Here is a 24,120-nt window from a genome sequence, read left to right as displayed (position 1 = left end):
CCCGACCACCAAGGGAAGGCAGTACGCAGTTGAAGCTCCTCGTGACAGGCGGCGCCGGATACGTCGGCAGCGTGTGCGCGGCACGCCTGCTGGAAGCCGGGCACGAGGTCGTCGTGGTCGACGACCTGTCGACCGGCCACGCCGACGCGGTTCCGAATGGCTGCAAGTTCGTCGAGGCGGATATCGCCGAGGCCGCGGGCGATCTGCTCGCGGAGTCCTTCGACGGCGTGCTGCACTTCGCGGCGAAGTCGCTGGTCGGTGAGTCGATGCAGGATCCCTTCAAGTACTGGCAGGGCAACGTGGTCACGTCGCTGCGCCTGCTGGAGGCGGTGCGGGAGCACGGCACGCCACGACTGGTGTTCTCGTCGACGGCCGCGACCTACGGCGAGCCCGACGTGGTGCCGATCCCCGAGACCGCGGCCACCCGGCCGACCAACACCTACGGCGCCAGCAAGCTCGCCATCGACCACGCGATCAGCTCCTACGCCTCCGCCCACGGCCTGGCCGCGACGAGCCTGCGGTACTTCAACGTCGCGGGCGCCCACCAGGGCTTCGGGGAGCGGCACACCGTCGAGACCCACCTGATCCCGATCGTGCTCCAGGTCGCGCTGGGCCAGCGGGAACAGGTCCAGATCTTCGGCGACGACTGGCCCACCGAGGACGGGACCTGCGTCCGCGACTACATCCACGTCACCGACCTCGCCGACGCGCACCTGCTCGCACTGGAGCACGCCACGCCCGGCGAGCACCGGATCTACAACCTGGGCAACGGGACCGGTTTCTCCGTCGAGCAGGTGATCGACACCTGCCGGAAGGTGACCGGGCACCCGATTCCCGCACTTGTCGCACCGCGCCGCGCCGGCGACCCCGCGACGCTGGTGGCGTCGAGCGAGCGCGCTCGCAGCGCGCTCTCGTGGCAACCGAAGCACGCGGACCTTGAGGTGATCGTGCGTGACGCGTGGGAGTTCACTCGCGCGCGTCACCAGTCCTGAGGTCGCCGTCCTAGTCGTCGCAATCACCACGCACCGTCCTCTTTGATCAGGATTTCTGCGTCCTCGGCGGCTTCCCTGGCCACGGTGACCAGCTTTTCCACCGGGAAACCGATGTCGAGTGCCTGCCGAAGCAGGCGGGTCAGGCTGTGTTCGGGCCGGGCCGACTCCGCCCGGTCCAGGGCTATGCCCGCGAGCGGCCCGTCACCCCGGAGGTAGGCGGAGAAGGCAAGCAGGGCTGCCACGTCCGCGATCTCCGGGGCGGGAGCTTTGCGGACGAGGGTGAGCCAGAGCTGTTCGGCCGCGTGGGCGGTGTCGCCGAGGGCCAGGCCCAAGGCGAGGTCGCGCACGCGGCTGTCGGAGACCGCAAGCAGCACCTGGAGGTGGTCGTCTTCGGTCAGCGCGGAACCTTCGGCCGTCCGCCGCACCGCGCCGCGCACGAGTTCCAGGTCCTGTCTCGCGGAGGTCGGGTGTTCTTCGCGCTCCTCGGTCAGGACGTCCAACCGTGCGGCCCGGCGTGCGATGTGCTCGGCAGGCTCCGGGGTGACGAGGTCTTCCAGTTGCTTGCGGCTCTCGAAGGTGACCGACCCGGCTGCCGCGGTCACCGTTCCGACCGGCGAGATCTTCGGATCGGGCAGCACACCTCGGACTCCGCTGCCGTAGCAGGACCACGGCTTGCCGGCGGCGATCTCCGGCGTCCACAACGCCAGAGTCACCGGAATCCCGGTCGCCGCAAGGACTTCCCGCAGGGAGTCGATCAGTTCGCCGTGGGGTGGACTTCCGCCGGGGAGGTCCGGCGGATCGCCGCAGCTTTCACCGACGACCACCAGGATCACCGAATCCACCCGGTGACTTCGCATCGGGCCGAGGATCAGGTGATGGGCGATGTCCTGTTCCTGGCCCGGTCCGGGCAGGTCGATCCGCAACGTGACGCCGAAGCGGGCCGCGTTCGGTGCTGATCTGAGCGTGATCAGCACCAGGGAGTCTTCTGGGGTGAAGCCGAGCAGATGCGGGACAGCTGCCAGGACTTCACCGGGCTCGGAAATTCCAACTGTGGTGCGAAGCAATCCGGTCATGCACACAGGATCGACAGCACCGCGCCGCCTTCGACAGGGTCAGTTTCCGAACCTGTGGACTAACCCCTCCCCTGTGGATAACTCAACCGGAAACCACCGCAAAATCCACTATGGAGTGACCACGACCCGAGTGCTGCGCTTCACCCCGTTGACGATCACGGCCAGTTCCCCGCTCCCTGGGCGAAGTCCGGTCACCTCGCCGGTCGTGGGATCGAAGTTCATGACGTGGTCCCGTCCGGCGTCTTCGCGCGGGCCGATGTGCACCTCGGGCGAGCCCTCCCAGCGGGCGCTCACCGGGTATCCGACCGGGATCACGCGACCCGCCTGCACGAGTTCCGACCGCACACCAGCTGACTTCCCGGCAGCCAGCTCCGCAGGAGCGTCAAGCCTCAGCTCGTCCACGTGCGGACGGGTCTCCCAGCGGATCGGTTCCTGTTCGCGCGCGTCGATCCGCAGCAGGCTGGTGCCGGTGAAGCCGCCGTCCTCCGGCGCCAGAGCGGGCGCCTTGCCTGCGTTCCCGTTCACCTCGTAGGGAACTCCGTCCACAGTGGATGCGTGGAAGGCTCCGGCGTGCGCGGTCACGGCAACGGCCGGCTTTCCGCTCCGCCGCTCGAAGTCGGTGAGCCAGCGGGTCAGCAGATCGGCTTCCTTCTGGTCGCTGAGCTCGGAGGCGTCGGCCGGGGCCGGATCGTCGATCGGGTGGTGCAGGAACACCGCCACCGACCGGACTCCGGGATCAGCAACGGCGGAATCCAGCGCGGACCGAAGCATCCTGACCTGCTCGAATCCGCCTTCCCGGAGCGTTCCGCGGGAGGAGTCCAGGGTGATGACCCTCGTTCCCCTCGAATCGGCCACCCGGTACGCCGGGCCGAACTCCGCGCTGAACTCGCTGAGGTCTCCCGGCCCGTAGGACTCGTGGTTGCCCGGGACGTAGAACCAGGGCACCCGGTCGCCCAGCTCCTCGTCGATGATCCTGCGTGCGAGGTCGAAGTCCGCGGCCGTTCCGCGGTCGACGAAGTCGCCGTTGATGACCACCAGGTCCGGAGCCGCGGCCACGGCGTCCCGAAGGCTCCGCCTGGCCTGCTGGACCAGTGGGCCGACCGGGTCGTCCGCCGTGAACTGGGCGTCGCTGACCACGGCGATGCGGTTGCCGCCGGGCGGCAATGCCGCGTTCTGCACCACCGTCGGGTCATCCGGGACGGTGTCCTCCGGAACGTCGACCGGAGGCGCGACCGACACCGTGAGATCGTCGAACGCCAGCCGCCCTTCGTACTGCCGGGCTCCATCGGTCTCGACGACGTAGATCCGCTGCAGCTTGGCGGACCCGGTGACACCGCTGGGAATCGGGGCTTCCACGTAACGCCAGCCCTGCCAGTCCACGTGCCGGGCGAGGTCGACGGTGGTGGCCACTCCCGCGCTGTCGGTGAGCGTGAACCGGAGCCAGCCTCCTAGGCCGTCTCCGTTGACCCAAACTCCGAGTTTCTGCGTTCCCGCAGGAAGATCCAGCATCGGGTCGGCGTTGACGTAAGCCGCGCGGGTGGCGGTCGTACCGGTCAGCGAGTAGTCCAGCCCCACCGCCGGAGTTCCCTCACGTCCCTCGACCTGGCTCAGCGACGCGGTGACCGGCTGCGGATACACGCTGGCCTTCCAGCCATCCACCGTGTCCAGTGGCGACAGCGGCTTGGCCTCCGAACCGACGGTGACCCCGAGCCTGGTGACCTGGTCGCCGACGTGGGCGGTGATCACTGAAGAAGCCAGCGGAACCAACGCGGTGACCAGGAAACCGTCACCATCCGGGCTGATCCGGACCTGGTTGGCGTCGTACTCCAGCCGCACGTCCGCGGGGTCGATCCAGGTGCCGAAACCTTCGGCGTCGTAACCGAGGATCTGGAACCGGCCTTGTGCACCGTTGCCCGCGAGGCGCACCTGTTCGGTGCTTGTGCCGAGCCGCACCGGTGGCCCGAGCACGGAGATCTTCGCTTCTCCCTTGGCCTCAGCGAGTCTCGCGGTGATCTGGGCTTCTCCCGGCTGGCCGGCGTGGAAGACACCGTCGCTCACCCGCCCGCTGCCACCCGGCGAGACATTCCATTCCGGGGTGGCGACAACCGGTGCACCCGTCTCGTCGTGGCCGAAGGCTTCCATCCGCCGGGACAGACCGGACAGGGCGCGGTCGTCGCCCGCACTCACACGGAATCCGGTGAGCCGCCCGCTGCCCGGGGAGACAGAGAAGCCGATCCCGTTGGGCACGAGCCGTTCGTGCCCGTCCGACGGCGAGTTGTGAACGCCAGCCGCGTTTTCGCCTTCTTCCCGCGCCAGCAGCGTCGAAGACCCGCCTCCGTCGAGGTTGATCGCGTCGTCGGCGCCCAGCGACTTCAGGTGTTCGCCCAGCTCGCGCTCGGTCATGCCCCGGCTGTCCGCCTGCCGTCCGTCGACGGTCACCAACCACATCCGCTTGCCGTCAGCGGAGAATCCCGCCGCAGTGCGGGGATGCAGTGCAGTGTCGTCGACCTGCTGTACGACGCCGTCGCGCAGAAGAACCTTGTTCCCGCCTACTGCGACCTGAGGCAAGGCGCCATCGGTGCGGGGTGCGTACCGGACGTCAACGGGTTCGCCCTGGCGCACCGATGCGAGAAGATCCGCGCCTGCGCCAACACCGAGAAGCCGGACCGCACCCTGCGGAATCGGACCATCAACTGGTGTGTCACCAACACGGCTGACAACCCCGTCCGTCACCTCGACTTCGGTCACCTTCGACGCGCCGTCGACGGCGCTCCTGCGCGAGGCATCGCCCCAGTACGGCGTGTAGAGGGCGATCCCTTCGGGTGAGACCTTGGGCGCGTTCAGGTCGGTGATCCGGGTCTTCGTCCCGTCCGCCCTGGTCATCTCGGCTTCGAGGAAGATCTCCATGAGGCCGCCGAGCCGATCGCCGACCGCCGCGACCTGGTTGTGCCCGCCTGCCGGGGCGTTGAGCAGCTGCCCGTCACCCATTCCGACGCCGACCGGGGCACCCGTGACGCCGATGTCGAAGAAGTCCCCGTTGACCCCGGCGACCGCGCCCGCACGTGCCGCCTGCTCGGACAGCGGCTTCGGCCCCGAAGCAGAGCCGGGGTTGAGGTACCGCGGTTCGAGGCGGGATTCGGCGAGATCGGCAGTCAGGACGTCACCGCGAATCCAGCCGGCAGGGCCGAATCGGTCGAACTCGGTGAGCTCCAGACCCGGCGCGACCGGCTTGGTCACGCTGTCCGTTTCGATGCCGTCCGCCGTGCCGGCGCGGAGCGCACTAACCGCCGACACCGGCGCCGAAGACCCGTTCGGTGCGTCTTCGACCGGTGGCGGCCCGAGCGGAGCACTTCCGGCGGTCGGGGCCGCCACCAGCCCCAGCACGACTGCGGCGGACAGGGTGATCGCGGTTCTGCGGTGCGCCAACGGAACCTCCACTCAGCCAGGAGTCCTCGCTACGAAGCAGATCACCGTCCTACGGCCGTTGGCCCACACCAAAAGAAACGCACGGCCAACTTTCGCGGGAACCTAGGATCGCCAGGCGGCCACGCCGCCGACCACCGGAATGCTGATCCGGGTGCGTTCGAGGTTCAGCTCGATGCCGACGCCCGGCTTGGGGCGAAGCGTGAAGTCGTGGTCGCTCGACAGCAGAACGACTCCGAGCCGATGCCCGGCGGGCAGCACGTAGTCATCGGGCTGCATGGCCACCTCGATGTCGTAGGTCTTGCCAGGTTCGATGGGGGTCGTGCGGTCGAGCGCTTCCCTGTTCTGCGGGTCGGCCCATCCCCTGGTCACGATGGACGTCGTGCCGTCGGGAGCCTGGTCGACCAGCAACGCGGTCACGTTCGCGGCGGGACGGTCGAAGGTCAGCGCCAGGTTCGCGCGGACGGTTCCGCTGACCCGGACCGGACTTCCAGCGGGCTCGGCGAAGTAGGCGAGCCGATTGGGAGAACTGGGCGCAGCGGCGAGGGAATCCGCTGTCTGCGTCGCGTCGTCCCGCAGCCCTTCCACCGCACGGCCGTACGACTGCCCGGTGGTCAGGCCACCCCGTTCACCGCCTCCGGGGGTGGGGCGCACGACGACGTCACCGGTCCCCGGTGCGGGCCACTCGGCCTCCTCCGTCCAGCTGGAGTCCTCCCGCTGGACGGTCGCCCTGGGTTCGCGGTCGACTCCGTTGTCCTGGTCGAACAGGTACTTCGTGAACCACCTGTTCATCGTTCGCAGCCACTCGTCGCGGCGCAGGTTGAGCGGGTCGGTGTGGCCGCTCTGGTGCCACCAGATCTTGTGCGGCACGCCCTGCTCTCGCAGCGCCTCGTACCACTGCGCGGCCTGGCGGGTCTTGACGTTCCAGTCGTTGAGGCCGTGCACCGACAACACCGCCGCGTGCACGTTGCCGACGTCGTTGAGGTAGTTCCGCTCGTCCCAGAACTGGCTGTAGTCGCCGGTCACGCGGTCCTGGTCGACCGTCAGCTGATCCAGGGACGCCCGGCAGGGTTCCCGATCGGCCCTGGTGTGGACGTACTTGGCCAGCACGTCGGCGTCCTCGCCCTGGAATCCGCCGGGCGCCACCACGGCACCGTCGGTCCGGTAGTAGTCGTACCAGTTGGAGATCGCGCCGATCGGGACGATCGCTTCCAGCCCCTCGACGCCCGTGCTCGCGACGGCGTTCGGCAGGGTTCCGTTGTAGGACACGCCCATCATCGCGGTCTGGCCGGTCGACCAGTCGGCACGGACCTCGGCGCCGTCCGGCGCGTGCGCCTGCGCCCGGGAGTTCAGCCAGTCGACGACCGAACGGGCACCGATCGTCTCGTTCTCCGCCCCGGTCGTGGGACAACCGGTCGAACCGCCGGTCCCCAGCGATTCGCCGTAGACCACCGCGTAACCCCGGGAAAGCAGGTACTGCTCGTATTCCCAGCTGATCTTCTGGTCGTTGGCGATCAGGACCCGCTCGTCGCCGGACGCAGTGCGATGACCGGGGGCTTCCGGGACGTAGAGCTCGGTGTCGACGTTGTGGTTCGCGACCTCGTTGCCACCGGCGAAGTACGGGCTGGCCTGGTACACGACCGGGACCTTCAGCCCGCGCTCGGTGTCCTTGGGCCGCACCACCTGGACGTGCACCTGATCGTCCTTGCCGTCCCGGTCGCTGTCCACCGGGGCGGTCACGAACAGGTCCTCGCGCACGGCCTGGGCTGGGTCGTAGACCGGCTGCACCTCACCGTCCTTGAACACCGGTTGCTGTGGTGGCTCCGGGGCCGCCGCAGCGGGTAGAACGGACAACGGCATCACGCACACCGCAGCAACCAGACTCAGCCGAACGCGCCGCATCGCAGGCTCTCCCGGGAAACGTGTCATGAACGGACATCAACAGGAGAACCCTTGCCAGCGGCATCGGCAAAGTCAATCGGCGGTCGTGGTGACGGCGGGTTTACGCCAGCAACGAAGGAGTCGATCATGAGCGCCATTCGGGCCGGTGCGCTGACCTCGGCAGGACTCATCGGCGGGTTCGCCGTCGCGCGGGCTTCCCGGCACCGCCACTGGGGCGGAGCCGTGGCGGCGGTCGCCGGACTGGGCGCGATGGAGGTCTGCCGCCGCGACACCGGAACCGGGCGCGCGCTGGCGTTGGGCACCACGTACGCGACCGCGCTGGCGGTCTCGCACCCGCTGGCCAAGAAGATCGGCGCCTGGCCGTCGGTTTTCACGGTCACGGCGGCCGTCGCCGCCGTGACCGGAGTGCTCTCACGCCGCCGGTAGCTCAGCGAGGAAATCGTCGAAGGTGATCCGGCCGTCCGGGTGTTCCGGCGCGAGGTGGTAGCCCTTCCGGTATCCGGCGACCACCGCACCGGGCATCCGGACGGGCAGGACCAGCCGCCGCATCCGCTTGGCCGCCAGGCAGGTCCGGACGAGCTCCTGGTGGCTGCGCACCTGCGGTCCGCCGATGTCGGACACCAGGCCGGACGGCTCGCCCAGCGTGATCGCGACCAGTCGTTCGGCGACATCCCGCACGTCGATCGGCTGAAAATCGGTTCCGCTGAGCGTGAAGTTCACCGGCGACCACCGCTGCACGAGTGCGATCTTCACGATCAGGTCGTGGAACTGCGTCGCGCGCAGGGTTGTCCACGGAACACCGGATTCGGCCAGGATCTTCTCGGTTTCGAGCTTGGTCCGGTAGTAGGGCAGCGGGTGCTTGTCGACGCCCACGATCGAGACGTAGATCAGGTGCCGTGTCCCCGCTCGCTCGGCCGCCGCGGTCAGATTGCGCATGCTGTCGATGTCGCGGCGGCCGAGCGTGGTGGCGCAGTGCACGATCGCATCCACGCCCTCGACGGCGGCGGCGACACCTTCTCCGGTGCGAAGATCGCCGGTCGCCCAGGTGCCGGGTCCGGCGTCCGGGCGGGCGCGCCGGCTCAGGACGCGCACGTCCGCGCCTTCGTCGAGCAGCCGCCGCACCACGGCGCGGCCGAGCGTGCCGGTGCCGCCGGTGACCAGAATCGAGTTCGCCACAGGTCCTCCTTCGTCGGGCTACCGGTGAGAACCGGGCAGCTCCTCCGAACGTGACACCTGGCGGGCCAGGAACCGCAGCTTGTCCGGATTGACGACGATCCGCACGGCGCTGATCCGGCCGTCCGAGAACCCGGGCACGAACGCCGCGAAGAGCACGCCGTCCACCCACGCCAACGCCGCGGGTACGCCGTTGACCTCCTCGAACGTGAAATCCACGGCCAGGTAGAACCGGGTGAACCCACCCGCCAGGTACCGCACGACCTTGTCCCGGCCGAGGATCGGATGGCGCGCGACGCCGACCTTGCCGCCACCGTCCGCCCAGGACGTGACGTCGGACACGAGCATGTCCTCCAGGGCTCCGAGGTCGCCCTTCTCCGCAGCGGCCAGGAACCGTGCCACGAGGTCGCGCAGCTGGTCCGACTCCGACTCCGGCCTGGCCATCTCCCCGGTGGGCAGGCTCGCCCGAGCCCTGCGGTGGAGCTGGCGCGAGTTCACCTCGGTCACGTCGAGGAGTTCGGCGATCTCGCGGTGGCTGTAGCCGAACGCTTCGCGCAGCACGAAGACCGCGCGTTCGGTCGGGGTGAGCGATTCGAGCAGCACCAGCATGGCCAGCGACACCGACTCGCGTTGCTCGGCCGTCTCCATCGGACCGAGCTCGCCGGTCGAGGTGAGCACCGGTTCCGGCAGCCACTGCCCGACGTACTGCTCCCGGCGCACCCGCGCCGAGGTCAGCCGGTTGAGCGAGAGGTTTGTGACCACTTTGGACAACCAGGCCGACGGCGTGGCGATAGCGGCGCGATCGGCGTCGCGCCACTTCAGGAAGGCGTCCTGGACGATGTCCTCGGCATCCTCCGCGGAACCGAGCATGCGGTAGGCGAGGCCGAACATGCGGTTTCGGTACGTCTCGAACTCGACCGCGGAATCGGTGCTCATGCCGGTCATTCTGCGCCCGAGCTTCAGGCCCGCTGTTCGAAGGCCGCGTCCACGGTCTGTTCCAGGAGGACGGCGATGGTCGTCGGGCCGACGCCGCCCGGGACCGGCGTGATGAGCCCGGCCCGAACGGCCGCCTCGTCGAACGCGACGTCACCGACGTTGCCTTCGTTGTAACCGGCGTCGAGCACGACGGCGCCCGGCTTGATCCACTCACCGCGCACGAACTCGGGCCTGCCGACCGCGGCCACCACGATGTCCGCGGTCCGCACGATCGACGGCAGGTCCTGGGTCTTGGAGTGGCAGTAGGTGACCGTGGCGTCCCGCGCCAGCAGCAACATGCCCATCGGCTTGCCCAGGATCGGGCTGCGGCCGATGACGACCGCGTGCTTGCCGCGCGGGTCGACGTCGTAGGCGTCGAGGATGCGCATGATGCCCGCCGGGGTGCACGAGGCGAAACCCTTGCCACCGAAGGCCATGTCGGCGAACGAATGCATGGTCACGCCGTCGACGTCCTTGCCCGGTGCGATCGCCTCGAACGCGGCGCGCTCGTCGATGTGCGCGGGAACCGGGTGCTGGAGCAGGATCCCGTTGACCGCGGGGTCGTTCGACAGGTCGGTGATCAGCTCGACGAGCTGCGCGGTGGTGGTCGAGGCAGGCAGCGGGACGTGCTTCGACTCGATGCCCACCTTCGCGCAGCGGTTGCGCTTCATCCGGACGTAGGTCTCGGACGCGGGGTCGTCGCCGACGAGCACGGTGGCCAGGCAGGGCTTGCGCCCGGTCTTCTCGGCGAACTGCGCCGCCCGCTGCGCGGTGCGGTCGGTGATAGCGCGAGCGACGTCCGTGCCGGACATCAGGACGGCGTTGCCGGTGTCGGTCATTGTGGCGCTCCCGGGGATCGGTCTGCTCGGAGTCACCCAGGCGCGCGGCTGTCGACGAGGCCGCTCCCCGGTGGTGCTCCACCTGAACGCCAGTCACGGCCCGCAGCCAGGATAACCAGCACTGTCAGCGGCGGTGTGTCGCCCGGGTCGGCAGGTGCGTGGATCCGACGCGCTTCACGGTTCTCCGGCAGCGCTCTTGGAATCCGCACCACCGTGGCTCCGGCGGGAGGACCAGCGGGCCAGCGCGGCGGCGATACCTAGCAGGACAGCGGTTTCGGCGAACAGCGCCAGCCATACCGTGATCATCGGGGTCCCTCCTGGGTTCGATTGCGTCCAGTCGATCTCGCCTCCAGCCTGGTGCCGCGATCCGGATAGGTCCAGGTTGTGTTTCCTGACATCACTGTGAAGAATCGGCTACATGATTGATCTGCGTCGGCTTCACGTGCTGCGCGCCGTGGACCACTACGGCACTGTGACCGCGGCGGCGCAGGCTCTGCACTTCACTCCATCGGCGGCGTCGCAGCAGATCCGCCAGCTCGGCAGGGAACTCGGGGTTGCGCTGCTCGAACCGCAGGGCCGTCGGGTGCGGCTCACCCCTGCGGCGCAACGACTTCTGGCGCACGCGGATGACATCCAGGCCCGGTGGGAGCTGGCCGAGATGGACCTGCGCTCCGACGGTGACCAACCCGCCGGGCTCCTGCGCCTGGCCGGCTTCCCCGTCTCCGTGACCACGCTGCTCGCCCCGGCCGCCGCCGCGCTCGTCGCGCGCCATCCACGGCTCACCCCGCGGGTCAGCGAGGCCGAGGCCGGGAGTTGCTTCGATCTGCTCTTCGACGGGGACGCCGAACTGGCCGTGGTGGAGGCCAAACCGGACGAGCCACCGCGCGACTCGGCCCGGTTCGACCAGCAACCGCTGCTGGACGAGCCGTTCGACCTGGTGGTCCCCGCCGACCACCGGCTCATCGGTCGCGGCCTGGTTGATCTCACCGAGACCGCCGACGACCCGTGGATCGTGCCCAGCACAGCGTGCACCTGCCGCACGCACATCCTGGCCGCGTGCGGTGCGGCCGGCTTCACCCCGAACGTCGCGCACGACGCGAGGGACTGGAACGCCACCATCGCGCTGGTCGCGCACGGGCTCGGCGTGGCGTTGGTCCCCCGGCTGGCGCAGGTGCCGGCGAACGCTGCCGTGGTCCGGCTCCCCTGCGCCGGCGAGCCGCGGCGCAAGATCCTCACCGTCACCCGGCACGGCGGTCGCGCCAACCCCGCGGTCGCCGCCGCGCTCGACGAACTGGAGCGCCTGGTCCCCGCTCTGCTCACCGTCTGACGCGAACGCGCAGAGGGTGGTCCGGCAGCGCGCCGGACCACCCTCTGGTCTGTTCTTCCTACTCGCGGTCGATCAAGTCAACCGCGCTTCGGCTCAGCTGCAGCCGGAGGTCGAACCGCAGCCCTCGCACAGGTAGCACGAACCCGACGGACGCATCTTCGTGCCGCAGGTCATGCACAGCGGCGCGTCGGCGGCCTTGCCGAGGCGGAGTTCCAGCAGTTCGGTCGAGCTGCCGACCCGGCGGTCGTCATCGTCCCTGGACTCCGACGCCGTGGAGTCCACAGTGGAGCGCAGGGTGTCGAGGTCGACCTCGCCATCGGACTCCGAGTCGGACTCGTCGTAGCCGTTGACCTGGGCGGTGCGCTCATCGGCGGTGAAGATGCCCAGCTGCGCCCGCTTCTCGTAGGGCAGGTAGTCCAGCGCCAGCCTGCGGAACAGGTAGTCCAGCACGCTGCTGGCCATCCGCACGTCCGGGTCGTCGGTCATGCCCGCGGGCTCGAAGCGCAGGTTCTGGAACTTCGAGACGTAGAACTCCAGCGGGATGCCGTACTGCAGACCCACCGAGATCGACATCGAGAAGGCGTCCATGACACCCGCCAGCGTCGAACCCTGCTTGCCCAGCTTGACGAAGATCTCGCCCAGGCCGTCGTCCGGGTACGAGCCCGCGTGCAGGTAGCCCTCGGCACCGCCGACGGTGAACGACACCGTCTGGCTCGGGCGCTTCTTCGGCAGGCGCTTGCGGACCGGGCGGTACTCGATCTGCTTCTCGACCGCCTTCTCCGACTCGCCCTTGTCGCCCTTGCCCGCCGACAGCGGCTGGCCGACCTTGCAGTTGTCGCGGTAGATCGCCAGCGCCTTCAGGCCCAGCTTCCAGCCCTCGAAGTAGATCTCCTCGACGTCGGCGACGGAGGCCTCCTCCGGCATGTTCACCGTCTTGGAGATCGCGCCCGACAGGAACGGCTGGACCGCCGCCATCATCCGGACGTGGCCCATGGGAGCGATCGAACGCTGGCCCATCGCGCAGTCGAAGACCTCGTAGTGCTCCGGCCGCAGCCCAGGGGCGTCGACGACGTGGCCGTGCTCGGCGATGTACTCGACGACCGCCTCGATCTGCTCTTCCTGGTAGCCGAGGGCCTTCAGCGCGCGCGGGACCGTCTGGTTGACGATCTGCATCGAACCGCCGCCGACCAGCTTCTTGAACTTGACCAGCGCCAGGTCGGGCTCGATGCCGGTGGTGTCGCAGTCCATCATCAGGCCGATGGTGCCGGTCGGCGCCAGCACCGACGCCTGGGCGTTGCGCCAGCCGTTGCGGGCGCCGATCTCCAGACCCTCCTGCCACACCCGGGTCGCCAGCTTGTGCACCGCGACGTCGTTCTTGTGGTAGGTGCGGACCAGGTCGTTGGCCGCGGCGTGCTTGCGCATGACCCGCTGGTGCGCCTCGGCGTTGCGGGCGTAGCCCTCGTACGGGCCGACCGCGCCGGCCAGCTCCGCGGACCGCTTGTAGGCGGTGCCGGTCATCAGCGAGGTGATCGCCGCGGCCAGCGCGCGTCCGCCGTCGGAGTCGTAGGCGTGGCCGGTGGCCATCAGCAGCGCGCCGAGGTTGGCGTAGCCGATGCCCAGCTGGCGGAACTTGCGGGTGGTCTCCCCGATCGGCTCGGTCGGGAAGTCGGCGAAGCTGATCGAGATGTCCATCGCGGTGATGACGAACTCGACGGTCTTCTCGAACAGCTCGGCGTCGAAGGTCAGGTCCTCGCGCAGGAACTTCATCAGGTTCAGCGAGGCGAGGTTGCAGCTGGAGTTGTCCAGGTGCATGTACTCCGAGCACGGGTTGGACGCCGAGATCCGGCCGGTCTCCGGCGAGGTGTGCCAGTCGTTGATCGTGTCGTCGTACTGGATGCCCGGGTCGGCGCACTCCCACGCCGCCTTGGCGATCTTGCGGAACAGGTCCCGCGCCTGGACCGACTCGATGACCGAGCCGTCGGTGCGCGAACGCAGGCCGAACCGGCCGTCGCTCTCGACCGCGCGCATGAACTCGTCGGAGACGCGGACCGAGTTGTTGGCGTTCTGGTACTGCACCGAGGCGCTGTCGGCGCCACCGAGGTCCATGTCGAAGCCCGCGTCCCGCAGCGCGCGGATCTTGTGCTCCTCCTTGGCCTTGGTCTCGATGAACTCCTCGACGTCCGGGTGGTCGACGTCGAGCACGACCATCTTCGCCGCGCGCCTGGTCGCACCACCGGACTTGATGGTGCCCGCGGAGGCGTCCGCACCGCGCATGAACGAGACCGGGCCGGAGGCGGTGCCGCCCGAGGACAGCAGCTCGCGCGAGGAGCGGATCCGGGACAGGTTCAGGCCGGCGCCGGAACCGCCCTTGAAGATCAGGCCCTCTTCCTTGTACCAGTTGAGGATCGACTCCATCGTGTCGTCGACGGACAGGATGAAGCACGCCGAGACCTGCTGGCGCGAGCTGGTGCCCACGTTGAACCAGACCGGCGAGTTGAAGCTGAACACCTGGTGCATGAGCATCCAGGTCAGCTCGTGCTCGAAGATCTCCGCGTCGGCGTCGGTCGCGAAGTAGCCGTGCTTGACGCCGTTGCGGACGTAGGTCTTGACCACGCGGTCGATGAGCTGCTTGAGGCTGCTCTCGCGCTTGTCGCTGCCCACCGCGCCGCGGAAGTACTTGCTGGTGACGATGTTGACCGCGTTCAGCGACCAGAAGTCCGGGAACTCGACCCCGCGCTGCTCGAAGTTGACCGAACCGTCCCGCCAGTTGGTCATCACCACGTCGCGGCGCTCCCAGGTGACCTCGTCATAGGGATGCACCCCCTCCGTGGTGTAGACGCGCTGCACCCGGATGCCCTTGTCCAGGGCACCTGTGTCCGGCTCCCCCGCAGCACCGACGGTCTCTGTCATGACCTGACCCTCTTCCTTCTCGCTCACTCGTCGTGCGTTGCCCCCGTCCGGTCTCCCCGTCCGGTTCGGTCGCGTCTCAACTTCGCGCGACGTCCCGTAGCGGGACGCCGGCGGCCGCTGCGCCCTCGCCGCCCCGCGCCGGGACGATCGTCGACGCGGCTTACTCACTGCTGCTGTCCGCCTTCACACCATCGGGACCGCCGGACCGCGCGGCGCCGCTGAGCGCCCGCAGGTCCGCGATCTCCTTCTCGAAGTCCTCCACCGACGAGAACGCCCGGTACACGCTCGCGAACCGGAGGTAGGCCACCTCGTCGAGTTCGCGCAGCGGCCCCAGGATCGCCAGCCCGACCTCGTGGCTGGGCAGTTCGGCCACGCCCAGGGAGCGGACGGTGTCCTCCACCTGGTGCGCGAGCTGCTGCAGCGCGTCCTCCTCGACCGGGCGTCCCTGGCACGCCCTGGCCACTCCCCGCACCACCTTCTCGCGGCTGAAGGGTTCGGTGACACCGGAGCGCTTGACGACCGAGAGCACCAGCTCCTCGATGGTCGTGAACCTGCGACCGCAGCCGGAGCAGGACCGCCTGCGCCGGATCGCCTGGCCGTCCTCGACCTCGCGCGAGTCCACCACCCGCGAGTCGTCACCTCGGCAGAACGGGCACCGCATCGGCGCTCACCCCCTTCCCCAGTACCACCCGTCACGCGCGCGATGTTCACCGTGCGTGGACGGTCGACCACTCCTCGATCCCAACCCGTGGAGTAAGTACATCCGCGTAACTACTAGATGTTGTGGTCGACTCTAATCGGCGGTGCAGAGCGAAGCAAACCGGGGGACCTTGATCCGACCGACGGGCGAGAACCTCCTGACGGGGCGCGACAACCCGTCACGCACGTCCCATGGGCACCACCAGCGACTGGCCCACTTCGGCGGTCAGACCGTCCAGATCGTTGAGCTCGGCGATCCGGTGCACGACGTCCCGCGGATCGCTGTCGGGCGCGAACCGGTCGGCCAGGCCCCACAACGTGTCGCCGGACCGGACCTGGACGACCCCCGTGCTCGCGGGCACGTCGCCGCCACCCGCCGGACCGACCAGACCGACGAGGAGGACGATCAGGAAGGCGAAGGCCGCCGCCGAACCCAACCAGAACCACTCGCCGTCGGGGCGGGACCGACACGCCGAAGCCGCGGACGGGAACCGGCGCCCGAGCACGCGCTCGAACCATCGGCGCTCCGCCAGGCGACCGGATTCGGCTGCCCCCGGACGCGCACATCCCCGCCCGGGCACGTCCCTGCGTGCCCGCGCCGTCGCATCGACGAACACAGCCATGGCGCCTCCCACACGAACCAAGATCGAAAAGATGTTCGATCGAACCTGCGTGCGATTGTGTACCAGGAGTGCTGTCGAACGCGAGCCTTTCGGGGCAAAATTAACTCGAACAGGTGTTTGATCTCTGCCTTTGTCCCGTCTACTGTGGAAACGTCACGAGCAAGGCGCAATCCACCCCCAAGGCGCAATCCAACAGCGAATCCCCGGAACTGGAGGCAGTGGTGACCAGGAATGCAACCGGTTCGATCGAGGGCCGCGCTCAGGAGATCGACAACGCGCAGGCCGACGTGCACGCGCTGCCCCAGCAGCCGAGCGGCGTCGAAGAGCTCAGCGAACGGCAGCTGAAGGTACTGGACGCGATCCGGGACTGGATGCGAGATCACGGCTATCCACCAAGCGTCCGGGAGATCGGGGACGCGGTCGGCCTGACCTCGACCTCCTCGGTCGCCTACCAGCTGCGGGTGCTGGAGCGGAAGGGCTACCTGCGGCGCGACCCGCACCGCCCGCGCACGGTGGGCGTGCTCGTCGCCGGGGCCGAGCAGAACGGGCCCGAGCTGGACTCGCAGACCAAGCCGGCGTACGTGCCGGTGGTCGGCCGGATCGCCGCCGGTGGGCCGATCCTCGCCGAGGAGTCGATCGAGGACGTCTTCCCGCTGCCGAAGGAGATCGTCGGCGAGGGTTCGCTGTTCCTGCTCCAGGTCGTCGGTGACTCGATGGTGGACCTCGCCATCACCGATGGTGACTGGGTCGCGGTGCGGCAGCAGCCGGACGCCGAGAACGGGGACGTCGTCGCGGCCATGATCGAGGGCGAGGCCACGGTCAAGACCTTCAAGCGGACCGAGGAGCACGTCTGGCTGGTGCCGCACAACCAGGCTTACGAACCGATCCTCGGTGACGACGCCACGATCCTGGGCAAGGTGGTCGCCGTGCTGCGGCGGCTCTGATCGGGCGGTGATCGGACAGCGCGGAGCCGGAGCGGGGCTTTGCGCGGGCGGGTTGCGCGCGTGAGGCTGCGCGAGCCGGGGTGTGCGGTTTCCGGGACCGTGGCCGGGCTGTGCGGTTTCCGGGACGTGGGTTTGCGGCTGCGGGTTCTTGGCCGCGGGTTCCTGGCCGTGGATTCCTGGCCGTGGGTTGGGGCCCGCGGAGGCGGGCATGCCTTTCCCGACCGCGGAGGTCCCGGGCCATGGGGTCCAGGCAGGCTTCTAGGCGGTGAGCCCGGCTGGGCGGTGAAGCCCGGCGAAGGCTGGTTCGGGACGCCCAAACAAGACGGATCGGGGTGCCGGTTGACGAGGCGGCGTGGTCTTCCGCTGAGCTGACCTGCGCCGCGAATGCACGCCTAGCGGCTGCGGCGGGCTCTGCGCGAGACGTAGACGACCAGCGCGGCTATCGCGATCCCAACGACCAGCAGCTGGGTGTTCGAGAAGCCCTTTTCTTCCGGTTGCGGCGACGCCTCCGCCGTGTCGCCGCCCTGCGGGGCGGCGTCGGAGGGAGGCGGTGCGGTGCCGTGGGCCGCGGCTGCGGCTGCGGGCAGGGCGCGGACCGGCTGGCCGACGCCTTCCGTCGCCGAGAGCAAGGTCCCGTCCGGTTCCCAGGCCAGGGCTTCGCCCTGCGGCTCGTTCGGCAGCGGGATCTGGGCGACCGGGTCCCGGTTCAGCGCTGCCGCGAGATCGCCGTCCGGGGCGGCGAACAGATACGCCTCCGTGTAGGTCCGGATCGCGGCGACCATCCCGTCATGGCTGACCGCGCCGCCGGTGACCAGGACGCTTCCGAGGGTTCCGGACATCGGTCCGCCCGGGGTTCTGGTGGAGCGCAACGACACCGAGGCGACCCGCTCCAGCGGGACCGCGCGGTCCTGCGCCAACTCCCCCGCCGGGCGGTAGACGCCCGCCGGGCCGAACGGTTCCTTCGTGACGATGTAGGGCACTCCGGAGCGGTCGAGCAGCAGGGCTTCCGCGTCGTGCGCTCCGTTCGGATACGTCAGGCGGTAGAGCTTCGAAGTGCCTTTCGGCGACAGCGCATGAAGCACGACATCGTCGCGCTCGTGGCCGTTGTCGCCGATGTCGGCCAGCCAGGCGGTGCCGTCCTGGGCGATGGCCAGGTCTTCCACGTCGTAGGGGTCGACGTCGGCCGTCCGGACATCGCGCACCGAGCAGTCCGCGGGATCGAGGACGTAGACCTCCAGCTCGGAACCGCCGTCGTTGACCGCGAACCACGACTCGCCGTCCGACGACAGGCCCGACAGCTCGTCCAGCCGGTCGTCACCGATGCGGCAGCGCTCGGCCGGCGCGGGCTGCGCCGCCGCGAAGCCGGCGGTGGCCAGCAGCAGCGCGGCGGTCACCGCGCTGCTGCGGCGCAGCAGCCTCACCCGGTTCCCGCGAAGGGAGCGAGCGCGCTGGCGAGGTCGGACCGCACCTTGGCGCGCACCCGGGTTCCTTCCGCGGTGTGCTCCTCGTCGACGAGCTCGCCCTCCGAGTGCACCCGGGCCACGAGCTCGCCCCGCGTGTACGGCACGAGCGCGTCGACGAACACCTCGGGACGCGGCAGCCGGTCCGCGACGATCTCCCGCAGGGCCTCGATGCCCTCCCCGCTGTGCGCGGAGACGAACACCGCTCCCGGCAGCAGCCTGCGCAGTTCGGCGATCCGGGTGGAGCCCACCGAGTCGATCTTGTTGACGACCAGCAGCTCCGGCGGCACCGGGGCGCCGTGCTCCTCGGCGATCTCCGACAGCACCTCGCGCACCGCGGCGACCTGCTCGTGCGGCGCGGGCTCGGAACCGTCGACGACGTGCACCAGCAGGTCGGCTCCGGTGACCTCCTCCAGCGTCGAGCGGAACGCCTCCACCAGCTGGTGCGGCAGGTGCCGCACGAAACCGACGGTGTCGGTGAGGGTGTAGGGCCGCCCGTCCGGGGTGCTCGACCGGCGGGTCGTCGGATCGAGGGTGGCGAACAGCGCGTCCTCCACCAGCACACCGGCGCCGGTCATGGCGTTGAGCAGGCTCGACTTGCCCGCGTTGGTGTAGCCGGCGATGGCCACGCCGGACACGCCGTTGGCCTCCCGGCGCCCGCGCTTGGTGCCGCGGACCGTGCGCATCGCGGCGATCTCCTTGCGGAGCTTGCTGATCCGCTTGTGGATGCGCCGCCGGTCGGTCTCCAGCTTCGTCTCACCGGGACCACGGGTACCGACACCACCGGTGGCACCGCCCGCGCGGCCACCGGCCTGCCGGGACATCGCCTCACCCCAACCGCGCAGGCGCGGCAGGAGGTACTGCAGCTGGGCCAGTTCGACCTGGGCCTTGCCCTCCTTCGAGCTGGCGTGCTGGGCGAAGATGTCGAGGATCAGCGCCGTCCGGTCGATGACCTTGACCTTGAGCTTGTCCTCCAGCTGCCGCAGCTGGCCGGGCGAGAGCTCACCGTCGCAGATGACCGTGTCGGCGCCGGTGGCCACGACCACCTCGCGCAGCTCGCGGACCTTGCCGGAACCGACGTAGGTGGCCGGGTCCGGGCGGTCGCGGCGCTGCACCAGACCGTCCAGCACCTCCGAGCCCGCAGTCTCGGCGAGCCTGCCGAGCTCGGCGAGCGACGCCTCGGCGTGCTCGGCGTCGCCCTCGGTCCACACACCGACGAGGACGACCCGCTCCAGGCGCAGCCGCCGGTACTCGACCTCGGTGATGTCGGCGAGCTCGGTGGACAGACCGGAGACCCGCCGCAGCGAGTTGCGGTCGGCGAGCTCCATCTCACCCGTGGAGGGCTCCTCGGCGAGGATGGGTTCGTATTCGCCGGACTCGACCTCGTCCGGCTCGGCGCCGTTGGCGTTGAGCTCGGCGGGGTCGAAGCCGGCCGGATCGAAATCAGCCGGGTCGAAACCGGAGGCCCTGATTGCAGAATTCGTCATATCGAGTTCATTGTCCCACGGCCTGCGACCGGTTTTCAGCCTTCGGACGTGGGAGAGATGGCTCAGGCATGCGCCCACCACTCGGCGTCGAGGTGGCCCGAGGCCACCAGCTCGGCCGGACCGGTCAGCGTCGAGGTCGAGCCGGTGACCTCAACCTCGACCGTCCCGCCGAGCACGTCGACGGTCCGGCGGCCGGTGGTCAGCCCGTCCGCGCGCAGCGCGGCGACCGTCGCGGCGACCGTTCCCGTGCCGCAGGAGCGGGTCTCGCCGACCCCGCGCTCGTGCACGCGCATCCGCACCCGCTCGGGCCCGGTGCGGCGGACGAACTCGACGTTCACGCCGTTGGGGAACACGGTCTCGTCGAACGGCGGCTGCACCTTCAGGTCGAGCGAGTCGAGGTCGGCGTCGGTGACGCAGGCCAGATGCGGGTTGCCCACGTCGACCGCTACGCCGTCGAAACCGGTCTCCCCCACCTTCGTGGCCGACTCGCCGAACAGCGTGGCCGGTCCCATCTCCACCGTGACCCGGCCGTCCGGGTGGGTCACCACCGGGCGGACGCCCGCTCGGGTTCCGACCGCGATCTCACCCGGGGCCGCCAGCCCGGACTGCACCAGATAGTGCGCGAAGACCCGGACGCCGTTGCCGCACATCTCCGCGATCGAGCCGTCGGCGTTGCGGTAGTCCATGAACCAGACGTCGGAGGGCACCGACTCCGGAGCGTCCTCCAACGCCCCGGCGCGCACGACGCGCAGGACGCCGTCGGCGCCCAAGCCGCGCTGGCGGTCGCACAGCGCCTGGACCCTCGAGTCGGTGAGCTTCAGCTCGCCGTCGGGGTCGGGCAGGATGACGAAGTCGTTCTGGGTGCCGTGTCCCTTGAGGAACCGGGGACCGTCCGAGGTGCGCACATCGGCCAGTCTACGTGCGCAGAAGTGCGCGGACGTCGTCCGCCAGCGCCGGGGCGGCGGCGTCGAACCAGTGGATCCGCTTGTCCCGGCGGAACCACGACCGCTGCCTGCGCACGAACCGGCGGGTGAGCTTCGCGGTCTCGGCCGCCGCCGCGGCCATGTCGCCGCCGGCGTCGAGCTCGGCGAGCACCTGCTGGTAGCCCAGAGCGCGGGACGCCGTCCGGCCACGGCGCAGGCCCTGCCGCTCCAGCCTGCGGACCTCGTCGACCAGCCCGGCGTCGAACATCCTGGTCACGCGCAGGTCGACCCGGTCGTCGAGATCGGAGACCGGGCGGTCCAGCCCGACCAGCACGCCGCCGTAGCGGGGTGGTCCGGGCACCGGCAGGTTCGCCGAGAACGGCCTGCCGGTGATCTCGATGACCTCCAGGGCGCGCACCAGCCTGCGGCCGTTGGACGGCAGGATCGCCTCGGCCGCGGGCGGGTCGAGTTCGCCGAGCCTGCGGTGCAGGTGCTCGGGTCCACGCTCGTGCAGTTCCCGTTCCCAGCGCTCGCGCACCCGGGGATCGGTGCCGGGGAACGACAGGTCGTCGATCACGGCCTGGACGTAGAGACCGGAGCCACCGACGAGAACGGCCGGTTTGCCCCGTGCGAGCAGCCCTTCGACGACTGCGCGCGCGTGCCGCTGGTAGGCCGCCACCGACGCCGTCTCGGTCACGTCCAGCACGTCGAGCAGGTGGTGCGGGATGCCGCGCCGTTCCTCCGGGCTCAGCTTCGCGGTGCCGATGTCCATGCCCCGGTATAGCTGGAGGGCGTCGGCGTTGACGACCTCGGCGCCGAGCTCCTCGGCCAACTCGACTGCCAGGTCGGACTTGCCCGTGGCGGTCGGGCCGACGATCGCGATCAGCCGCGGTTCGGACACAGTGGACACGCCATCGACCTTAGAACCACGCCACCGACCTTGGAACCACGCCTCGACCTTGAAATCACGCCTCGACCTTGAAACAGCTCGGTCAGGCCACCACGTCGGTCCGCGTCCAGACCGCGACGTGGTAGGCGACGCCGAACGGGGCCGCGGAGTACAGCAGCTCTCCGCGCCAGGTTCCGGGCAGGCCGCCGAGGACCTGCAACGCGGCGCGGCCCTCGACACCGACCTCCGCGGTCAGGTCCGGGTCGAGCTCCAGCAGGCGTTCGCCGTCGGCGTCGGCGAGGGCGCCGCGGATCAGCTCGTCGACCGGCTCGGCCCGGTCGTCCGGCGGGTATGGGGAGTTCGGCATCGCGCAGTTGGTGCCATCGGCCAGCACCAGCAGCGCCTGCGCCTCTTCGGCGAGCGCGCGTCCGCAGTCGAGGCAGTCCGACGGCGGTGCGTCCGCGGCGAGCAGGCGCACCTCCACCCGGTGCGCCCCGGACTTCTCGCGCAGCCAGGCCGCCGCGAGCGCGGGCAGCGGGAACAGCGGGTCGGGCTCGCCCCGCGGCTCGTCGCTGAGGGCGACCGGGACGTCCACGCCGAAGCCCGCGTAGGTGCCGCGCTCGTGCGGCCCCAGGACGCGCGCGCCAGAACGATCTGCGCCAACCGCCACCCATTCGGCCGACGATTGGGTCAGACTGGACACGGCGCGCAAGCAGGCGTCCCGCAGTCGCGCGGTTTCCGATCCGGCCCGCACGGTCAGTTCCGGAAGCAGCAACGGCGGATACGGCACCACAGCGACACGGGTGATCACACCTGTGCACGGTAGAGGTCACGGGCGACGGTGAGCGGAGCAGGGACTCCCGAACGGGCGAAGCGAGAGGCCCGCACCCCCACCTGTCTGCGCCCGGCCGCGCTGACGATCACAATGATGTCGCGCAGCGCCGCGTCCCCGGTCCCGCCTCGGAGTACCGGTTCGCGGCGGCACCTGTTTGAATGCGCCAGCGGAGGCCGGACCGCCCACGGGTTCGGGTCGACGCTTGCTGGGCCCCGCCGATGCGGGGCGCCCGTGCGCGGCACGGGCATCGGAGCGGGCACGCAAGGAGGAAGCCGGCCATGACGCATCAGGACACGACCCCGGACACCGTCGCCAGCAAGGCTGCGGATTCGACCAGCGGCCACACCGGGTCGGCCAGTGCCGCCCCCGCCGTGCCGGCCGCGTCGGCCGATCCCGCGAAGTGGGGCCGGGTCGACGACCAGGGCACGGTCTACGTGCGGACCGCCGACGGCGAGCGCGCCGTCGGGTCCTGGCAGGCCGGTGACGCCACCGAAGGGCTGGCCCACTACGCGCGCAAGTTCGACGACATGCTCACCGAGGTCGAGCTGCTGGAGACCCGCCTCGACACCCACGCCGGTGAGCCGAAGCAGGCGCTGACCAGCGCGAAGCACATCCGCGACGGCCTCGCCGAAGCCGCCGTGGTCGGCGACCTGGCCGCGCTGTCCGAGCGCGTGGACCACGTCATCACCCGGGCCGAGCACGCGGTCGAGAACGCCAAGGCCGAGAAGGAGCAGGCGCGGGCGGACGCGGTGGCGCGCAAGGAGGCGCTGGCCGCCGAGGCCGAGCAGATCGGCGCCGAGGCCACCCACTGGAAGCACGCCGGTGACCGGCTGCGGGCGATCCTCGACGAGTGGAAGACCATCCGCGGGGTCGACCGCAAGACCGACGAGCAGCTGTGGCGGCGCTTCTCCAAGGCTCGGGACGCGTTCAACCGCAGGCGCGGTTCGCACTTCGCCGAGCTCGACCGGCAGCGCGCGGCGTCGAAGAACCGCAAGCAGGAGCTGGTGGAGGAGGCCGAGTCGCTGACCGAGTCCACCGACTGGGGTCCGACGGCCAACCGCTACAAGCAGCTGATGGCGGACTGGAAGGCGGCCGGGCGGGCGCCGCGCGAGAGCGACGAGGCGCTGTGGCAGCGCTTCCGCGCCGCGCAGGACAAGTTCTTCGCCCGCCGCTCCGAGGCGTTCTCCGAGCGCGACGCCGAGTTCGCCGAGAACGCCAGGCTCAAGGAGGAGCTGCTGGCCGAGGCCGAGCAGATCGATCCCTCCTCTGACCTGAAGGCCGCGCAGGCGCACCTGCACCGCATCCAGGAGCGGTGGGACGAGATCGGCAAGGTGCCGCGGGAGCGGATGCGGGAGCTGGAGGGCAGGCTGCGCGCGATCGGCGACCGGGTGCGGTCGGCGTCGGACGCGCAGTGGCGCCGGACCGACCCGGAGGCGCAGGCCAGGGTCGACCAGTTCCGGGACCGCGTCGAGCAGTTCGAGGCGCAGGCGAGCAAGGCGCGCGCCGCCGGCGACGAGCGCCGCGCGAAGAAGGCCGACGAGCAGGCGCAGCAGTGGCGCGAGTGGCTGGCCGCCGCGGAGCAGGCGCTGGCCGACCGCTGAGGATCGGACGGAGGCGGCTGCACCCGGTCGGTGGAGCCGCCTCCG

General features: G+C 70.0%; 20 protein-coding genes and 1 riboswitch. Of the genes, 5 read left to right on the top strand and 15 right to left on the bottom strand.

The features are described from left to right. Positions 1-29 precede the first annotated feature (29 nt). The gene (gene galE / locus ABD691_RS19540; RefSeq protein ID WP_344681746.1) at positions 30-992 is read left to right on the top strand and encodes a UDP-glucose 4-epimerase GalE; all 963 of its coding nucleotides are present in this window, start codon (positions 30-32) and stop codon (positions 990-992) included. 23 nt (positions 993-1,015) lie between these two features. On the opposite strand, the gene ABD691_RS19535 is transcribed toward galE, so the two are convergent. The 3 genes from ABD691_RS19535 to ABD691_RS19525 form a co-directional block, all read right to left on the bottom strand. Next, the gene (locus tag ABD691_RS19535; protein WP_344681744.1) at positions 1,016-2,065 is read right to left on the bottom strand and encodes a DUF4192 domain-containing protein; all 1,050 of its coding nucleotides are present in this window, start codon (positions 2,063-2,065) and stop codon (positions 1,016-1,018) included. Between the two features lie 108 nt (positions 2,066-2,173). Further along, a complete protein-coding gene (locus ABD691_RS19530) occupies positions 2,174-5,491 on the bottom strand; it encodes a phosphodiester glycosidase family protein (protein WP_344681742.1) in 3,318 nt (1,105 codons plus the stop codon). Between the two features lie 102 nt (positions 5,492-5,593). Beyond that, positions 5,594-7,390 carry a Xaa-Pro dipeptidyl-peptidase gene (locus tag ABD691_RS19525; RefSeq protein WP_344681741.1) on the bottom strand — a complete coding sequence of 599 codons (1,797 nt, stop codon included), beginning with the start codon at positions 7,388-7,390 and terminating at the stop codon, positions 5,594-5,596. A gap of 126 nt (positions 7,391-7,516) precedes the next feature. Between ABD691_RS19525 and ABD691_RS19520 the strand changes: the two genes are divergently transcribed. Next, complete coding sequence (locus tag ABD691_RS19520; RefSeq protein ID WP_344681739.1) at positions 7,517-7,816, top strand: hypothetical protein; 300 nt, start codon at positions 7,517-7,519, stop codon at positions 7,814-7,816. Here the strand turns inward: ABD691_RS19520 and ABD691_RS19515 are convergent. The 4 genes from ABD691_RS19515 to ABD691_RS19500 all read right to left on the bottom strand — a co-directional run bounded on the left by ABD691_RS19515 (position 7,802) and on the right by ABD691_RS19500 (position 10,683). Continuing rightward, entirely contained in the window at positions 7,802-8,566 is a 765-nt protein-coding gene (locus tag ABD691_RS19515; RefSeq protein ID WP_344681737.1) for an SDR family oxidoreductase, read from the bottom strand. The two genes, ABD691_RS19520 and ABD691_RS19515, sit on opposite strands and share 15 nt — an antisense overlap. Positions 8,567-8,584: 18 nt before the next feature. Next, positions 8,585-9,499: an RNA polymerase sigma-70 factor gene (locus ABD691_RS19510; protein WP_344681735.1), complete on the bottom strand. Its 915-nt coding sequence runs from the start codon at positions 9,497-9,499 to the stop codon at positions 8,585-8,587. A 23-nt stretch (positions 9,500-9,522) separates the two neighbouring features. Continuing rightward, entirely contained in the window at positions 9,523-10,377 is an 855-nt protein-coding gene (locus ABD691_RS19505; protein ID WP_344681733.1) for a bifunctional 5,10-methylenetetrahydrofolate dehydrogenase/5,10-methenyltetrahydrofolate cyclohydrolase, read from the bottom strand. 27 nt (positions 10,378-10,404) lie between these two features. Then, positions 10,405-10,484: riboswitch (ZMP/ZTP riboswitch) on the bottom strand. A gap of 67 nt (positions 10,485-10,551) precedes the next feature. Beyond that, positions 10,552-10,683 carry a hypothetical protein gene (locus ABD691_RS19500; RefSeq protein ID WP_344681731.1) on the bottom strand — a complete coding sequence of 44 codons (132 nt, stop codon included), beginning with the start codon at positions 10,681-10,683 and terminating at the stop codon, positions 10,552-10,554. Between the two features lie 112 nt (positions 10,684-10,795). Here ABD691_RS19500 and ABD691_RS19495 point away from each other — a divergent pair, with 112 nt between their 5' ends. Beyond that, complete coding sequence (locus tag ABD691_RS19495; RefSeq protein WP_344681729.1) at positions 10,796-11,704, top strand: LysR family transcriptional regulator; 909 nt, start codon at positions 10,796-10,798, stop codon at positions 11,702-11,704. Between the two features lie 93 nt (positions 11,705-11,797). Here ABD691_RS19495 and ABD691_RS19490 read toward each other — a convergent pair whose 3' ends face one another. The 3 genes from ABD691_RS19490 to ABD691_RS19480 all read right to left on the bottom strand — a co-directional run bounded on the left by ABD691_RS19490 (position 11,798) and on the right by ABD691_RS19480 (position 15,936). After that, positions 11,798-14,614 carry a vitamin B12-dependent ribonucleotide reductase gene (locus tag ABD691_RS19490; RefSeq protein WP_344681728.1) on the bottom strand — a complete coding sequence of 939 codons (2,817 nt, stop codon included), beginning with the start codon at positions 14,612-14,614 and terminating at the stop codon, positions 11,798-11,800. Positions 14,615-14,774: 160 nt separating this feature from the next. After that, complete coding sequence (gene nrdR, locus ABD691_RS19485) at positions 14,775-15,275, bottom strand: transcriptional regulator NrdR (protein WP_344681726.1); 501 nt, start codon at positions 15,273-15,275, stop codon at positions 14,775-14,777. A gap of 217 nt (positions 15,276-15,492) precedes the next feature. Beyond that, positions 15,493-15,936, bottom strand: coding sequence for a LysM peptidoglycan-binding domain-containing protein (locus ABD691_RS19480; protein WP_344681724.1), 444 nt, complete (start codon positions 15,934-15,936; stop codon positions 15,493-15,495). Positions 15,937-16,157: 221 nt separating this feature from the next. Here ABD691_RS19480 and lexA point away from each other — a divergent pair, with 221 nt between their 5' ends. Continuing rightward, positions 16,158-16,880 carry a transcriptional repressor LexA gene (lexA, locus tag ABD691_RS19475; RefSeq protein WP_425565121.1) on the top strand — a complete coding sequence of 241 codons (723 nt, stop codon included), beginning with the start codon at positions 16,158-16,160 and terminating at the stop codon, positions 16,878-16,880. Positions 16,881-17,272: 392 nt separating this feature from the next. Here the strand turns inward: lexA and ABD691_RS19470 are convergent, their stop codons facing one another. The 5 genes from ABD691_RS19470 to ABD691_RS19450 all read right to left on the bottom strand — a co-directional run bounded on the left by ABD691_RS19470 (position 17,273) and on the right by ABD691_RS19450 (position 22,450). Then, the gene (locus tag ABD691_RS19470; RefSeq protein WP_344681722.1) at positions 17,273-18,301 is read right to left on the bottom strand and encodes a hypothetical protein; all 1,029 of its coding nucleotides are present in this window, start codon (positions 18,299-18,301) and stop codon (positions 17,273-17,275) included. Continuing rightward, entirely contained in the window at positions 18,298-19,668 is a 1,371-nt protein-coding gene (gene hflX, locus ABD691_RS19465; protein ID WP_344682332.1) for a GTPase HflX, read from the bottom strand. The genes ABD691_RS19470 and hflX overlap by 4 nt, the downstream gene beginning before the upstream one ends. 221 nt (positions 19,669-19,889) lie before the next feature. Further along, on the bottom strand, positions 19,890-20,732 hold the full coding sequence (gene dapF / locus ABD691_RS19460; protein WP_344681720.1) for a diaminopimelate epimerase: 843 nt from the start codon (positions 20,730-20,732) through the stop codon (positions 19,890-19,892). Between the two features lie 10 nt (positions 20,733-20,742). Continuing rightward, on the bottom strand, positions 20,743-21,660 hold the full coding sequence (gene miaA / locus ABD691_RS19455; RefSeq protein ID WP_425565120.1) for a tRNA (adenosine(37)-N6)-dimethylallyltransferase MiaA: 918 nt from the start codon (positions 21,658-21,660) through the stop codon (positions 20,743-20,745). A gap of 82 nt (positions 21,661-21,742) precedes the next feature. Next, a complete protein-coding gene (locus ABD691_RS19450; RefSeq protein ID WP_344681718.1) occupies positions 21,743-22,450 on the bottom strand; it encodes a class III extradiol ring-cleavage dioxygenase family protein in 708 nt (235 codons plus the stop codon). Between the two features lie 302 nt (positions 22,451-22,752). Between ABD691_RS19450 and ABD691_RS19445 the strand changes: the two genes are divergently transcribed. Further along, positions 22,753-24,075, top strand: a complete 1,323-nt coding sequence (locus tag ABD691_RS19445; RefSeq protein ID WP_344681715.1) for a DUF349 domain-containing protein — start codon at positions 22,753-22,755, stop codon at positions 24,073-24,075. The last annotated feature ends 45 nt before the right edge of the window (positions 24,076-24,120 follow it).

The organism is Saccharopolyspora taberi, from assembly GCF_039534165.1.
Classification (GTDB): domain Bacteria; phylum Actinomycetota; class Actinomycetes; order Mycobacteriales; family Pseudonocardiaceae; genus Saccharopolyspora_D; species Saccharopolyspora_D taberi.
Note: the sequence above shows the minus strand (reverse complement) of the source record. Positions and strands in the feature narration are given on the sequence as shown.